The following is a 15,491-nucleotide window of genomic DNA, read 5'->3' on the forward strand; positions in this document are numbered from 1 at the left end:
CCATCCGGTGGACGTTCAATCAGGGTCTGCGGCTCAGGCGACCTGCGCCGAGAAGCGGTAGCCGGTGCCGCGTACGGTTTGTACCAGATAATCATGACGGTTGCCCAGTGCCTTGCGCAGGCGCCTGATGTGTACGTCGACCGTCCGTTCTTCGACATAAACGTTACCGCCCCAGACCATATCGAGCAACTGGCTGCGTGAGTAGGCGCGGTCAGGGTGGGTCATGAAAAACTGCAGCAGGCGAAACTCGGTCGGGCCCAGCTCCAGCGGCGCATTGTCAGCGGTGACCCGGTGTGAAACCGGATCCAGCGTCAGACCATCCACGGTGACCGGCTCCTCGACGCCCTTGGGGGTCGTCCGGCGCAGGACTGCCTTGAGTCGTGCCACCAGCTCGCGGGGTGAAAAGGGTTTGGTGATGTAGTCGTCGACACCACTGTCCAGTCCCTTGATCTTGTTATCCTCATCGGTCTTGGCGGTCAGCATGATGATGGGGATATCGGCGGTCACTTCATCCTTGCGCAGTCGGCGCGCGAACTCAACGCCGCTGGTGCCCGGCATCATCCAGTCCAGCAGGACCATATCAGGCGTGTGGTCGATAATCTGAGCGTGGGCGTCCTGTGCATTTTCGGCTTCGAAGCACTCGTAACCGGCCATTTCCAGAGCCACGGCAATCATTTCGCGGATCGGCGCTTCGTCGTCAACGATCAGTACGCGTTTTGATGCAGACATCGTTTTCTGCCTCGTTTACAGGGTTGTCGGAGGCTAATATTAGAAGACGTTTCGATTACAGTAATATGACAACCCCGGATTTTGTCCAGCTCGCGCTGATGCCGGTCAAGTCAGTGCGTAGTCCAGGATCAGCCCCAGCAGCACGGCCAGCTCGGCATAGTGGTTGTTGAGAAAGGCCCTGAAGCAGGGCATGCGCTCCCGGTCACGGATCAGCCACTGCTGGTAGACAAAGAAGCCCAGCGCCACCAGCAGGCTGAGGTGAAACGCCAGCCCCAGCTGTTCGATCCGGCCCACCCAGAGCAGCAGGCCCAGTGCCACCAGTTGCAGCAGACCGACGATCATTTTATCCAGGCGTCCGAAGAGTACCGCGGTGGATTTGACGCCGATTTTCAGGTCGTCGTCCCGGTCCACCATGGCGTACTGGGTGTCGTAGGCGACGGTCCAGAGCAGCTTCGCGGCGTACAGCAGCCAGGCGGTCAGCGGGATCTGCTCCTGAGCCGCCGTGAAGGCCATGGGGATGGCCCAGCCAAAGGCCGCGCCCAGTACCAGCTGCGGCAGGTGGGTATAGCGCTTCATGAAGGGGTAGACAAACGCCAGCGCCAGACCGACGAAGGACATCAGGATGGTCATCGTGTTGGTGAACAGGACCAGCACGAAAGCGGCCAGCATCAGTCCGATGAACAGACCGATCGCTTCACGCTCGGTCACCCGCCCGGTGGGCAAGGGGCGCTGGTTGGTTCGCTTTACATGGCCGTCAATGTGGCGGTCGGCAAAGTCGTTGATGACGCAGCCGGCGGAACGGGTGAGAAACACGCCCAGACAGAAAATGACCAGCAGGTCGAGCGGCGGCATCCCCTCGGCAGCGATCCAGACGGCCCAGAGCGTTGGCCAGAGCAGCAGATAGGTCCCGATCGGTCGATCGGCACGCATCAGATGCACGTAGGCCTGTAAGCGGTCTTTCAAGGGACGTTCGGCTGAGGTCTGCAACTGGGGTACTCCTGCTCAGAGGGTCAGAGCGGGTATTGTACGTGCTCCATGGCAGGGAGAAAAACCTCGCATACCAGCAGGGGCTTGGCGTGTAATCGGAACACGGAGCGCCTGGCCCAGTAACGCTGTCCGTGGTCATCGGTGAGGGCGGCCGCAAACAGCGGACTGCGGCTGAGGCTGGGGTCACTGAACATCAACGAACCCAGCGAGCGGCTGCCGATCAGGCGCAGGCGACGCTCGCGACCGGTCAGTGTGGTGGCCGGCAGTACCGAGCGGGCATAGACCCAGGGGGTGCCATCCTTGCCCAGCAGCTCCACTTCACGAATCAGGGCCACCTGACGGCTGCGCATCCCCAGTGCACGGGCTTCATCGGCGGTAGGGCGTGACCAGCGCTGGGACAACACACGCACGGCAAATTCGCCGTTGGCGGCGCGTGTCAGGCGTTGCGTCAGTGAACCCTCGTCCTTGAGCCAGGGACGCCAGTGCCGCGGGGCTTGCCCCGGACAGGCGGCAGGCTGCCAGTGGTGGGATCGAGCAGGATTGATCAGAGCTGTGCGAGCAGACACGTACACCGTTTCCGTCAGTTCGGGGGTGCGCAGTGTAGCATTTTCAGGCGCGTGCTGTCCGGGCCGACAGGCGGTGCCGACCCGGACCAGAGCGGATCAACCTTCGTCGTCAGACGAGTTGTCGGCTTCTTCGCGGACGGTCTGTTTGATCTGCTTGAGGCTCTGGTGGCGCACGTCGGTGCCGCTGACCTGATAGATCAGGTGCTCAGCCAGGTTGCGGGCGTGGTCACCGATACGTTCCAGGCTGCGCAGCGCCCAGATCACGTTCAGAACGTTGGAGATGGCGCGGGCATCTTCCATCATGTAGGTCACCAGCGAGCGCATGGCCGTACGGTATTCCTGGTCGACGCTGCGGTCCTGTTTGGCAACGCTGTAGGCCATCTCCAGGTCGTTACGTGCGAAGGCGGTCAGCACTTCCTTGACCATGTCGCGTACCAGGTTGCCGATGTGACGCACTTCCTGGAATCCGCGCTGGTTGGCGCCGTTATCGGCCAGCTCGATCGCCATCTTGCAGATGCGGGTCGCTTCGTCACCGATCCGCTCCAGGTCGGAGACGGCACGGCTGATGGACACGATCAGGCGCAGGTCGCTGGCAGCCGGCTGACGGCGAGCGATGGTGGTGGTGCACTGTTCGTCGATCAGCAGTTCCATTTCGTTGGTCTGCTGGTCGATGCGGCGCGACTGTTCGGCCAGCTCCACATCACCGTTGAGCAGAGCTTCCACGGCATCACTGACCTGACGCTCTACAATGCCACCCATGGTCAGCATCTGAGTGCGGATCTGTTCCAGCTCCTCGTTGAACTGCTGGGAAATATGGGTCGAATAGCTGTCTTTTTCGAGTTCCACGGTTGTTGTCTCCCTGGATATTAACCGTAACGGCCGGTGATGTAGTCTTCAGTCTGCTTCTTCTCGGGGTTGGTGAACAGCGCATCGGTGGCACCAAACTCGATCAGATCACCCATGTACATGAAGGCGGTGTAGTCGGACACACGGGCCGCCTGCTGCATGTTGTGGGTCACGATAACAATGGTGAAGTCTTTCTTGAGCTCGTGGATCAGTTCCTCGATCTTCAGCGTGGAGATCGGGTCCAGTGCCGAGGCCGGTTCGTCCAGCAGCAGCACTTCCGGTTTTACCGCCACGGTGCGGGCGATCACCAGACGCTGCTGCTGACCACCGGACATGCCCAGCGCACTTTCGTGCAGGCGGTCCTTCACTTCGTCCCAGAGGGCGGCGGAGCGCAGGGCCCATTCCACGGTTTCGTCGATGACACGCTTCTTGTTGATGCCCTGAATACGCAGGCCGTAGGCCACGTTTTCATAGATCGACTTGGGGAAGGGGTTCGGCTTCTGGAACACCATGCCCACGCGGCGGCGCAGGTCCGCCACGTTAACGGTACGGTCGTAGATGTTGTCGCCATCGAGCAGCAGCTCACCGCTGATGCTGCAGCCGTCCACCAGATCGTTCATGCGGTTGAAGCAGCGCAGCAGGGTGGATTTGCCGCAACCGGACGGACCGATAAAGGCGGTCACACGGTTCTTGGGGATATCCATGTCGATACCGTGCAGGGCTTCCTTGTCGCCATAGCTCAGGCGCAGGTCTTTTACCTGCAGGGTGATCTGCTCGTCATCCAGGTTCAGCTGACGGTCGTCACGCTGCATGGAAGAGATGTCGATAGCGTGGGTTTTGGCTTCGCTAGTCATGTTGGTCAACCTTCAAATCAGAATTCGTGAGCCTGGATTACATTTCAAGCGCTTTGTATTTTTCGCGCAGGTGGTTGCGGATCGCAATGGCCGAGAAGTTCAGCAGGGCGATCACGACGACCAGCAGGAATGCCGTAGCATAGACCAGCGGTCGGGCGGCTTCGACGTTCGGGCTCTGGAAACCGACATCATAGATGTGGAAGCCCAGGTGCATGAACTTCTGGTCCAGGTGCAGGAACGGATAGTTACCGTCCAGCGGCAGGCTCGGTGCCAGCTTCACAACACCTACCAGCATCAGCGGTGCCACTTCACCGGCCGCGCGGGCAATCGCCAGAATGACACCGGTCATCATCGCCGGGCTGGCCATCGGCAGAACCACCTTGACCAGGGTTTCAAATTTGGTAGCACCCAGCGCCAGTGAACCCTCACGCACGGAGCGTGGGATACGGGCCAGACCTTCTTCGGTGGCCACGATCACGACCGGCACGGTCAGCAGGGCCAGGGTGATGGACGCCCACATCAGGCCGCCGGTGCCGAAGGTCGGTGCCGGTTTGGCTTCCGGGAAGAACAGATCGTCGATGGTGCCGCCCAGGAAGTAGACGAAGAAACCGAGACCGAATACACCATAGACAATGGAGGGCACACCGGCCAGATTGTTCACCGCAATGCGGATCAGGCGGGTGATAAAGCCCTGCTTGGCGTATTCACGCAGGTATACCGCAGCGATCACACCGAACGGGGTGACCAGTACGGACATCAGGATCACCATCATCACGGTACCGAAGATGGCCGGGAAGATACCGCCTTCCGTGTTGGCCTCACGCGGTTCGTCCGACAGGAACTCCCAGAGTTTGGCTGCGTAGTGCATCAGCTTGTCGCCGGTGCCCATGTTGTTGGGCAGGAAGGCACGCACCACCTTGGCCACATCCACTTCCACTTCACGACCGTCCGCAATCTCAGCGGTGAAGCTGTCGCGGTTGATGCGGGTGTACAGGTCGATCAGGTCCTGTTGCAGTACTTCGTAATCGGCATCCAGCTCGGCACGGCGCGCTTCGATTTCGGCATAGGCGTCGGCGTCGGTGGACTGTTCCAGCTCCAGCGAACGCTCTTTCAGACGCAGGCGCTCAAGCTCGTAGTTGATGCTGCCGATCTTGTGCTTTTCGATCTCCAGAATCTGCTCACGGATCTCCAGTACGCGCTCGATGCGGCGCTGGAACTCCTGCCAGACATTCATGTAGTCGTCGTTTTTCTCGTAGCCCTCATGACGGGCAACGGTCTGGCCGTCTTCACGCACTTCACGCAGGTAACCGTAGAAGTTGCCCCACTCCAGACGCTCGGCGACCATGATCATTTCCGGATGGGTCCGGTCGGTGATCCGGCTGTCCATGGCCCAGACAAAGTCGGCCGGGAGATGGTCACGGTTACCGACCTTGAGCAGGTCACGGCGCATCGCTTCCACCCCTTCGGGAACCTGAATGCCGGCGCCGCGCAGCTGCTCGGCAGGCACCATTTCCTGCTGCACCAGCTCACCCATGATGCGACGGCTCTGGTCGCCCTGGGTGTAGGTGGCCTGCATTACATCGGCCGGCCAGAAGTGGGCCAGACCGCGCACGGCGATCAGGCCCAGCAGCCCCACCACCATGATCACGCTGATGGCGACCGCACCGGCATTAAGCCAGACCCACGGCGAGCCGGATTTGGTCCATTCACTGACTGAATAACGCATCTATCTAATCCTCACTCTCGGCGATCACAGGGATCCGTATTTCTTGCGCAGGTGCTGACGTATGAATTCCGCCAGAGTGTTCACGAAGAAGGTGAACAGGAACAGCACGAAGGCGGCCAGGAACAGGGTGCGGTAGTGGGTACTGCCGACCTCGGATTCCGGCATCTCAACCGCGATGTTGGCGGCCAGAGTGCGCATGCCTTCGAAGATGTTGATGTCCATGATCGGCGTGTTGCCGGTGGCCATCAGCACGATCATGGTTTCACCCACGGCACGGCCCATACCGATCATCAGGGCCGAGAAGATGCCCGGGCTGGCGGTCGGCAGGACCACGCGGGTCAGCGTCTGCCAGGTGGTGGCACCCAGTGCCAGTGAGCCGTAGCTCAGGTGCTTGGGCACGGCAAAGATCGCATCTTCGGTAATGGAGAAGATGGTCGGGATCACGGCAAAGCCCATGGCGATACCCACCACCATCGCGTTGCGCTGGTCGTAGGGGATACCCACTTCATTGCTCAGCCAGGTCGGCATGTGGCCACCGAAAAGTGCATCCTCAACCGGAACGGCGAGTCCCAGGCCCAGCCAGGTGGCCAGAATCACCACCGGCACCAGCAGGGCCGCATCCCAGCCCTCCGGAATCATGAAGCGGATCTTGTTGGGCATGTTGTTCCAGGTGAAACCGAACAGCACGATGGCGATCGGAATCACCAGCAGGCAGACGAAAATGCCGGCCAGATTGGCTTCCATGAACGGGGCCAGCCAGAGGCCTGCCAGGAAGCCGAGGATAACGGTCGGCAGCGCTTCCATCAGCTCGATAAACGGCTTCACCTTGCGGCGCATGCTCGGCACCATGAAGTAGGCGGTATAGATCGCACCGCAGATTGCCAGCGGGGTGGCCAGCAGCATGGCGTAGAAGGCCGCTTTCAGGGTACCGAAGGCCAGCGGCATCAGGCTGTACTTGGGTTCGAAGTCGTTGTTTGACGCAGAGGACTGCCAGATGAACTCGGGCTCCTCGTAGCCCTCGTACCAGACCTTCTCCCAATAAGCGCTCCAGGAGATCTCCGGGTGCTCGTTGTCCACATGCCAGAAGCTGAGCTGGCTGCCGTGCTGCACCAGCAGGGCATCGGCACGCGGTGCCAGTGCCATGGCATCAGCCTGACGATCAAACAGGGGCTCACGCAGTACGTTGCGGTTGGCGGTACTGTTGAAGATGTTGAGCGTGCCGTTTTCGGTCAGGGTCAGGATGCCCTTGCGGCGCTGTTCAGTGGTCAGGTTGGTAATGGCGTCTGGCGTGTGCTCGAAATCACGGATGTGGGTCAGGTGATATTCATTGTCTTCATCGCGCACGAAGAACCACTGAGACAGGCGGCCCTTGCTGTCACCGATGATCAGGGAGTTGCCGCCCAGCAGCAGCTCAAAGCTGGTGATTTCGCCCTTGGTGGCTTCGATCAGCTCAGAGACTTCCGGCTGGTTGCCCAGCGTCATCACGGCCACGCGGCCCAGCGGCAGACTGGCCAGCAGCCAGCGATGGTCCGGGGTCATCAGCAGCTTGTTCGGCGCCTGATTGAAGGCGGGCAGATCGCGACGGCTTTCTTCAATTTCGACTTCGCCGGTCAGGAAGTTTTCCGTCAGCGACAGGGTCAGCTCGGTCAACTGGCCGGCACTCAGGGCGATCAGAGCCCACTCGTCGGAGTCGCGGTTGATGGCCAGCTTCTGAATCGGACCGTTGGCGACCTGCAGCGGCGCTTCACCCAGCGGATACACCAGCTCCGGGATCAGTACGCGCTGACCGTTGGGGTAGGTCGCCTTGTAGTTGTGCTTGATCACCTTGATGGTGCCGTCGCTGAGACCAAAGGCAAAGGTCTGGCTCGCTTCGGACAGCAGGCTGAAGGTGGTCACGCTGACGTCCTCCGGCAGTGCCAGCTGTTCGGTCTTGCGCACCTGTCCGGTTACGGTGTCAAAAAAGATCATCTCGCCGGTGTCGGTGACCCGGAAGCCGATTTCGGCCTGCTCCTCGACCGCCAGATAAAGCGTAGAGCCACTGCCGGGCACCGGGTAGGTCACTTCCTCCTGGCCGCCCCAGGGCTCGATGTCCGCTGAACGGAACATGGGAGCCACTTCATACAGCAGGTAGAAGAAGATCATCACGACGGCAAGGATCACGCTGATACCGCCAATGGCGATGCTGCTGGCAGCCAGCTTGTCCTTCAGCATGCGTGCCTGTCGAAGGCGACGCTGAGCCGGGGTGTTAAAGTCCAGCTCCGGCACGGTGTTGGATTGCTCAATACTCATGGTCGAGGGTCCTGAGAAGTGTCGAACTTGGTATGGCGCGTACAATAAGTCAATAGTGTGACAGCTCTGTTACAGCTGTCATAAAACGCAAAAAGGGGAGTCAAACGACTCCCCGGTGATACAGGTAGGGCTGTGTTCCTTACAGACCCAGGTCCTGCATCTGCTTCTCAACAACCTTGGCCGGCAGCGGAATGTAGCCGTCTTTTACGACCACTTCCTGACCGATTTTGGACAGCACCAGTTTCAGGAACTCACGCTCCAGCGGCTGCAGGTCCTGGCCCGGCTTCTTGTTGATGTAAACGAACAGAGAGCGTGCCAGCGGGTATTTGCCAGTGATGGCGTTTTCCGGAGTCGGCTCAACGAAGTCGGTGCCTTTCTTGGACAGCGGCAGTGCGCGAACAGAGGCAGTCTTGTAGCCGATGCCGGAGTAGCCCAGTGCGTTAACAGAGGTAGACACAGACTGAACAACGGACGCAGAACCCGGCTGTTCGTTTACGCTGTTTTTGAAGTCACCTTTACACAGAGCGACTTTCTTGAAGTAACCGTAGGTGCCGGATACAGAGTTGCGGCCGAACAGCTGGATGCTCTGGTCTGCCAGAGAACCGCTGATGCCCAGATCGCTCCACTTGGTTGCGTCGGCAGCAGCGCCACACTTGCGAGTAGAGGAGAACACAGCGTCAACCTGGTCGATGCTCATGCCCTTGATCGGGTTGTCCTTGTGTGCGAATACGGCCAGCGCGTCGATGGCAACGGCAACCGGAGTCGGCTTGTAACCGTATTTCTTCTCGAAGGCTTCGATTTCCTTGTCCTTCATCTTGCGGCTCATCGGGCCGATGTTGGACGTGCCTTCGGTCAGAGCGGGCGGCGCAGTAGAAGAACCAGCAGCCTGAATCTGGATGTTGACGTTCGGGTAGTTGCGCTTGAACTCTTCAGCCCACAGCGTCATCAGGTTGGCCAGAGTGTCAGAACCCACGCTGGACAGGTTACCGGATACACCAGAAGCTTTCTGGTAAGTCGGCAGGTTCGGGTCCAGCAGGTCACTTGCCTGAGCGGTGAAGCAGGTGGCGGTCATGGCAACGGCCGCGAACAGCTTTTTCATCGGTTTCATCATCGGCTCCTGGTTAGGAATCGGGTTATTGATTTGACATGCAGGCACTATAGGGAAGGTTTGTGACGGAAACGTGACAACGGCACAAAGAATTGGAATCCGTGTCGAGATTCAGAGACGGCTGTGTTTGTGTACGACTTACGTATAATGTGCACAGCACACAGCAACGGTGGAGGCCACCGGCTGACAACCATAAGCGCAACGAGAGATCAGCGACAATGACAATAAACGATGATCAGGCCCTGCAACCGGAAGGGGAGTTAAGCCTTCAGCTGCCGGCCGGCCAGCAGGCGGTCAACATGTTTGGGGATGTATACGGTGGCTGGGTGGCCTCGCAACTGGTGCTGGCCAGTGAAATCCGGGCGGGCCAGGAAGCGCGGGGCCGTGTGGCAACGGTGTCGGTAGGACCGATGAGCTTCATGTCACCGGTACTGCAGGGTACGGTGTTGAGCTTTTACACCCGGGTGCTGGAGCGGGGGCACAGTTCCCTGCGTATTGGCGTTGAAGCCTGGGGCCAGTGTCCGGACGGACAGGAGCTGCGCAAGGTGACCCGTACCGAGTGTGTGCAGGTGGCCATCGATCCGCGCGGACATATTCGCGCGTTGCCCAAGGCCGACTAGGCCGGAGACCCGCTCGGGTTCCGGCCGCACAGGGTGAAATGGCCTAGAGCATGGCCCAGGCGCCACCGGCGATGATCAGGGTCATCATCACATTCAGCACTACCCCGGCGCGCATCATCTGACGCTGGGGCAGGTAGCCCGAACCGTACACAATGGCGTTGGGCGGCGTGGCCACCGGCAACATAAAGGCACAGGAAGCCGCCACGGCGATCACCACTGCCATGATATCAGCCGGCAGCCCCATGCTGCCGGCGATGCCAACGAAGATCGGGACCAGCAGGGCACTGCTGGCCGTATTGCTGGCGATTTCCGTCAGCATGACCACAAAGGCAGCCACGACCAGCAGGAACAGCGGGGCCGAGGCGCCGGCCATCAGATCACTCAGGCCACCGGCCAGGAAGGCGCTGGCGCCCGTTGCTTTCAGCATGGCGGACAGGGTCAGCCCCCCACCGAACAGCAGCAGCACGCCCCAGTCCGCCGACTCCTCAATCTTCTTCCAGTTCACCAGCTGCAGCATACACAGCAGCAGGATGGCGTTCAGGGCGATGATGGAGTCCAGCCCCTTGCTGATGCCGATCAGACCCGAGAGCGGCTTGCTCAACAGCCACATGGCCACGGTGAGCGCGAAAATGCCCAGCGTCATCCACTGCTGGCGATTCAGCGGCTCGTGACGATGTACGGCCTGGAAACGGTGGCTCATGTCCGGGCGGCAGAGGAAAAACAGCGCCAGAATCATCAGCGGCAGCGAAAGGATGACGGTGGGAATGCCGAACTTGAGCCAATCGGTAAAGCTCAGCCCTACCTCGGCGGCGGCAATGGCATTGGGCGGAGAGCCCACCAGTGTCCCGATGCCGCCAATGTTGGCGGAATAGGCGACCCCGAGCAGCACGAACCAGTAGGTGCGTTCATTATCCTCATAGGGCAGCTGGCGCAGCAGGCCCAGAGCCAGCGGCAACATCATGGCGGTGGTGGCAGTGTTGGAGATCCACATGGACAGCCCGGCTGCGGTGAGGAACAGCAGGATGGATGCGGTGCCCAGGCGGCCGCGAGCGAGCCGAATGACATGACCGGCAATGAACTTGTCCAGCCCCTGCGCATTGAGTGCAGCCGCCAGACCGAACCCGCCCAGAAACAGGAAAATGATCGGGTTGGCAAAATTCTTCAGTGCGTCCGCCACTGAAAATACGCCGGCCACAACGGTCAATACCGGTACCAGCAGTGCCGTGACGGTAATATTGAAGGTTTCGGTCATCCACAGAATGGCGATGACGGCCAGAATGGCCAGACCGGTGCGCAGCTCGGCTTCCAGCGGTGCCAGAAACCAGATGCCGGCAGCACTGAGTACCGCCAGCAGAAAGGTGATCCACTTGCCGGACATGCTTATCTCCCAGTACGCGTTTAAAGGAGCGCGAATTCTACACAGTTGGCCGGTATGGAGCTACTTTGGTCGTAGCCACACCGATTTGAAGTGTAGAGTGGCTTAGCCGAAAAACCAGTAGCCACAGAAGATGGCGGCGACGATGCCCGCCAGGTCGGCACTGAGGCCGCACCAGACGGCGTGACGGGTGTGGCGCACCCCAACGGCACCGAAGTAGACGGCCAGTACATAAAAGGTGGTTTCGGTGGAACCCTGGATAATGGAGGCCACCTGGGCGTTCAGATCAAGACCTGAGCCGCCAGCATGTGACTTCGGACAGGGTATGCTGGTATTTGCGACGGGTTTCGCGAATGACGAAGGGAATTTCCTCAGGTTCGCGAATGCGCTCAAAGTGCGTGTCCAGCACGGCATGCAACCCATCCAGTGTGGTCACGCTTTCCCCATCGCGCTTGAACCCGCCCAGCCAGGCCTCTTTCGGGGTATGGGCTTCCAGCCAGGTGTAGGGGGAGGCGAGCACCAGCAGGCCGTCCGGGTTCAGGCGGGTGTGGACCTGTTCCAGGAACTGGCGCGGGTCGTAGAGTCGGTCGATCAGGTTGGCGGCCAGAATCAGATCGTAGCCGGTAAGGATCGGCTTGAGATTGCAGGCATCGCCCTGAATGAAGTTGACCCGCTCGGCGCATTCGCTCAGGCCGAGTGAAGCCAGATCGCACTCATGGTAGCTCACCAGCTCACCTTCTTCAGGCAATGTATAGCGCAGGCGGCCCTGCTGCTGCAGCTGCACGCCCAGATTGATCAGGCGGGCAGAGAAGTCCACCCCGTCGACGTGGCGGAAATGATGGGCCAGCTCGAAACTGGCCCGGCCGGTTGCACAGCCCAGATCCAGCGCTTTGGTGTTGCGCTCGGGGCCTGCCAGCTCAATGGCCAGACGCGCCAGCGTACGCGGGAAATTGGCCACGCTGAAATGGGATTCACCGTAATGGAAGTCCGCGTACTGGGCAGCCAGCTCATCGGTTTCATAGCGGGACGTGACCGGCGCTTCGGGAGCGGGGCCGGACACGTAGCGGAAGCCGGCATGCTGGAAAAAGTGACGCCGGAAGGCATAGCGTGCGCTGCGCAGGCTCTCGTTGCCACAGGAGATCCAGCTGCCGCCCTTGATCAGGTTGTGCTGGTCGTCAAAGGTGGGGGTGGTGAAGTCGTCGTAGTACGGGTACACCGCAAAGCCTTCAAACGGATAGATCGGTGTCTGCGTCCACTGCCAGACATTGCCGCTGATATCGAAAAAGTCGCCCTGAGCAAAGCGGTACACCGGGCAGGAAGAGGCAAAGTGGTCCAGGTGCAGGTTGGCGTTGACGGTGTCACCGGGAGCGGGGGCTCCGACCTGAGCCAGGTCGTAGAGGCGGTACCACTCATCCTCGCTGGGCAGCCGAATCGGCTCACCGGTTTGATCGGCCTTCCAGCGGCAGAACGCCTCGGCCTCGTGGCAGTTGACTTCAACCGGCCAGTCCCAGGGCATCAGCACTTGCTCACACATCAAACGCAGTTCCCACGCCTGCTCAGTGTGGACCCAGAAGGTGGGGTGCTCGGCCTTGGCAAACTGGCACCATTGCCAGCCCTCCTCGCTCCACCAATTGGGTTCGGCATAGCCTCCGGCTTCCACAAAGGCGAGAAACTCCTGATTGGAGACCAGCATCTGTGCGGCCTTGAAGGCATTCAGCTCGGCCACATGTTCGCCGTACTCGTTATCCCAGCCGTAAAAGGCATCGTCGCGTGCCTTACCCAGTGTCACGCGGCCCGCCGGAATTTCGATCAGCTGGTTGGCCGGGGCCGGACCCGAGTCGCGACAGGCGGGCCAGGCCGGGTGGGACTGTACGTACTTGAGCGCATGCTGGCGGATCAGTACCGATGAGGTTTCCAGATGAATGCGCTCGTGTTCGATGCCCATCAGCAGTGTCCACCAGGGGTGGTCCCAGGTGACGGGCGTTGTCAGCGGTGCTTCCCGAATCACCCGATCGACCCGCTGACGCACCTGATGGCGATAGGCTCGCACCGCCTCGACGGTCGGCCAGTCATAGTGATCGTCATTCAGGTCGTCCCAGCTCATCTCGTCCACCCCAACGGCAAAAATGGACTCAAAGTGCGGGTTGATGCGCGTTTCTATCAGACCGCTCAACAGCAGCTTGTTAATAAAAAAGGTGGCAGTGTGGCCGTAATAGAAGATCAGCGGGTGGCGCAGCGGGATGGGTTTGACGGTATAGGCTTCGTCGCAGGTCAGCACTTCAAACAGCTGCTCGTAGCGGTCACAGGTGGTATGAAAGTAGTCCAGAATCTCGCGGCGCAGCGCATCCGTGTCCGGGTTATCCAGCCTAGGGGTACGGGTTAGGCGTTCCATGTGCAGTCCTGATCCGAGGGGTGAAAGGGTCAACTGAGTGTAGACGACCGGACAGGTGTGGCATGAGAGGCCGGCCGTGGGCTCGGATATGGATACTGCGATAAGGCGGGATTGGATCAGACCCCGGAGCCGGCAGGCGGCTCCGGGGGGAGGCTCAGTCGAGCTGGTCCAGGTCGCGGACCGCGCCCTTGTCAGCCGATGTGGCCAGTTTGGCGTAGGCTTTCAAGGCTGCGGAGACCTTGCGCGGACGCTCTTCCGCGGGCTTCCAGCCCAGCTTGTCCTGCTCGGCACGGCGCAGCGCCAGTTCCTCATCGGAGACCAGCACGTTGATGCTGCGGTTGGGGATGTCGATACGGATGCGATCGCCGTTCTTCACCAGACCGATGGCGCCGCCTGCAGCGGCTTCAGGCGAGGCGTGGCCGATTGACAGGCCGGAGGTGCCCCCGGAGAAACGACCGTCGGTCAGCAGCGCACACTCCTTGCCCAGTCCCTTGGACTTCAGGTAGGAGGTGGGGTACAGCATCTCCTGCATGCCGGGGCCGCCTTTCGGGCCTTCGTAGCGGATGATGACTACATCACCGGCCTTGACTTCATCGTTGAGGATTTTGCGTACCGCTTCGTCCTGAGACTCCATCACGTTGGCGCAGCCTTCGAAGACCAGAATGGAATCATCAACCCCTGCGGTTTTCACCACGCAGCCATCCAGTGCGATATTGCCGTACAGCACGGCCAGGCCACCTTCCTGTGAGAAGGCATGCTCGATGGAGCGGATACAGCCGTTGGCACGGTCACCATCCAGAGACGGCCAGCGGGTCGCCTGGCTGAAGGCTTCCTGCGTCGGAATGCCGGCCGGGCCCGCCTTGTAAAATTCAACGACTTCAGGCGTCGGGCTGCGCATGATGTCCCACTCGTCCAGCGCATCGGCCATGGTGGCCGAGTGCACCGTCGGCACGTCAGTATGCAGTTTGCCGGCACGGTCCAGCTCACCCAGAATCGCCATGATCCCGCCGGCGCGGTGCACATCTTCGATATGGTATTTCTGAGTGTTCGGCGCCACCTTGCACAGCTGAGGTACAACGCGGGAAAGGCGGTCGATATCCTTCATGGTGAAGTCGATCTCCGCTTCCTGAGCGATGGCCAGCAGGTGCAGGATGGTGTTGGTGGAGCCGCCCATGGCGATATCCAGCGTCATGGCGTTTTCAAACGCCTTCAGGCCCACGGCGCGGGGCAGGATGCGTTCGTCGTTGCCTTCATAGTACTTTTTGGCCAGGTCGACGATGGTGCGGCCGGCACGCAGGAACAGCTGCTTGCGGTCGGCGTGGGTCGCGACCACGGTACCGTTGCCCGGCAGTGCCAGACCCAGTGCTTCGGCCAGACAGTTCATGGAGTTGGCGGTGAACATGCCGGAGCAGGAACCACAGGTGGGGCAGGCAGAACGCTCAACGGCTTCCACCTGCTCATCCGATGCATTCGGGTCGGCGGCCAGCACCATGGCATCGACCAGGTCCAGCTTGTGGTCCGCCAGTTTGGTTTTACCGGCTTCCATGGGGCCGCCGGTGACAAAAATGACCGGGATGTTCAGGCGCATGGCGGCCATCAGCATCCCCGGGGTGATCTTGTCACAGTTGGAGATGCACACCAGCGCATCGGCACAGTGGGCGTTGACCATGTACTCCACGGAATCGGCGATGATGTCGCGGCTCGGCAGCGAGTAGAGCATGCCGTCGTGACCCATGGCGATGCCGTCATCCACGGCGATGGTGTTGAATTCCTTGGCGACGCCGCCTGCGGCTTCAATTTCGCGCGCGACCAGCTGCCCCATGTCCTTCAGGTGTACGTGCCCTGGCACGAACTGGGTAAAGGAGTTGGCAACGGCGATGATCGGCTTGTGGAAATCATCGTCCTTCATGCCGGTGGCGCGCCAGAGGGCGCGGGCACCTGCCATGTTGCGGCCGGCGGTAGAGGTCTTGGAACGATACTCTGGCATGGGGCTCCCCTC

At 60.5% G+C, this 15,491-nt stretch carries 13 protein-coding genes; 1 reads left to right on the forward strand and 12 read right to left on the reverse strand.

Features of this window, described 5'->3' with window-relative positions; translation table 11 throughout:
- Positions 1-33: 33 nt before the first annotated feature.
- The 8 genes from phoB to H9C73_RS00365 form a co-directional block, all read right to left on the reverse strand.
- Complete coding sequence (phoB, locus tag H9C73_RS00330) at positions 34-729, reverse strand: phosphate regulon transcriptional regulator PhoB (RefSeq protein ID WP_209285781.1); 696 nt, start codon at positions 727-729, stop codon at positions 34-36.
- 105 nt (positions 730-834) lie between these two features.
- Positions 835-1,716, reverse strand: coding sequence for a 4-hydroxybenzoate octaprenyltransferase (gene ubiA / locus H9C73_RS00335; RefSeq protein ID WP_209285782.1), 882 nt, complete (start codon positions 1,714-1,716; stop codon positions 835-837).
- 23 nt (positions 1,717-1,739) lie between these two features.
- The gene (locus H9C73_RS00340; protein ID WP_209285783.1) at positions 1,740-2,282 is read right to left on the reverse strand and encodes a chorismate--pyruvate lyase family protein; all 543 of its coding nucleotides are present in this window, start codon (positions 2,280-2,282) and stop codon (positions 1,740-1,742) included.
- A gap of 96 nt (positions 2,283-2,378) precedes the next feature.
- Positions 2,379-3,128, reverse strand: coding sequence for a phosphate signaling complex protein PhoU (phoU, locus tag H9C73_RS00345; protein WP_209285784.1), 750 nt, complete (start codon positions 3,126-3,128; stop codon positions 2,379-2,381).
- 20 nt (positions 3,129-3,148) lie between these two features.
- Complete coding sequence (pstB, locus tag H9C73_RS00350; RefSeq protein ID WP_209285785.1) at positions 3,149-3,982, reverse strand: phosphate ABC transporter ATP-binding protein PstB; 834 nt, start codon at positions 3,980-3,982, stop codon at positions 3,149-3,151.
- 37 nt (positions 3,983-4,019) lie between these two features.
- On the reverse strand, positions 4,020-5,708 hold the full coding sequence (pstA, locus tag H9C73_RS00355; protein ID WP_209285786.1) for a phosphate ABC transporter permease PstA: 1,689 nt from the start codon (positions 5,706-5,708) through the stop codon (positions 4,020-4,022).
- 24 nt (positions 5,709-5,732) lie between these two features.
- Positions 5,733-7,997, reverse strand: coding sequence for an ABC transporter permease subunit (locus tag H9C73_RS00360; protein WP_209285787.1), 2,265 nt, complete (start codon positions 7,995-7,997; stop codon positions 5,733-5,735).
- Between the two features lie 139 nt (positions 7,998-8,136).
- A complete protein-coding gene (locus tag H9C73_RS00365) occupies positions 8,137-9,105 on the reverse strand; it encodes a PstS family phosphate ABC transporter substrate-binding protein (protein WP_209285788.1) in 969 nt (322 codons plus the stop codon).
- 218 nt (positions 9,106-9,323) lie between these two features.
- On the opposite strand from H9C73_RS00365, the gene H9C73_RS00370 reads away from it, so the two are divergent.
- Complete coding sequence (locus H9C73_RS00370) at positions 9,324-9,725, forward strand: acyl-CoA thioesterase (protein WP_209285789.1); 402 nt, start codon at positions 9,324-9,326, stop codon at positions 9,723-9,725.
- Positions 9,726-9,768: 43 nt separating this feature from the next.
- Here H9C73_RS00370 and H9C73_RS00375 read toward each other — a convergent pair whose 3' ends face one another.
- The 4 genes from H9C73_RS00375 to ilvD form a co-directional block, all read right to left on the reverse strand.
- Complete coding sequence (locus tag H9C73_RS00375) at positions 9,769-11,103, reverse strand: SLC13 family permease (RefSeq protein WP_209285790.1); 1,335 nt, start codon at positions 11,101-11,103, stop codon at positions 9,769-9,771.
- A gap of 102 nt (positions 11,104-11,205) precedes the next feature.
- Entirely contained in the window at positions 11,206-11,373 is a 168-nt protein-coding gene (locus tag H9C73_RS00380) for a hypothetical protein (RefSeq protein ID WP_328797904.1), read from the reverse strand.
- Positions 11,374-11,386: 13 nt separating this feature from the next.
- Entirely contained in the window at positions 11,387-13,492 is a 2,106-nt protein-coding gene (ovoA, locus tag H9C73_RS00385; protein ID WP_209285791.1) for a 5-histidylcysteine sulfoxide synthase, read from the reverse strand.
- A 154-nt stretch (positions 13,493-13,646) separates the two neighbouring features.
- Positions 13,647-15,479 (reverse strand): dihydroxy-acid dehydratase, encoded by a 1,833-nt coding sequence (ilvD, locus tag H9C73_RS00390; protein ID WP_209285792.1) that lies wholly within the window; start codon positions 15,477-15,479, stop codon positions 13,647-13,649.
- Positions 15,480-15,491: the final 12 nt, after the last annotated feature.

The organism is Marinobacterium alkalitolerans (assembly GCF_017776525.1).
Taxonomy (GTDB): domain Bacteria; phylum Pseudomonadota; class Gammaproteobacteria; order Pseudomonadales; family Balneatricaceae; genus Marinobacterium; species Marinobacterium alkalitolerans.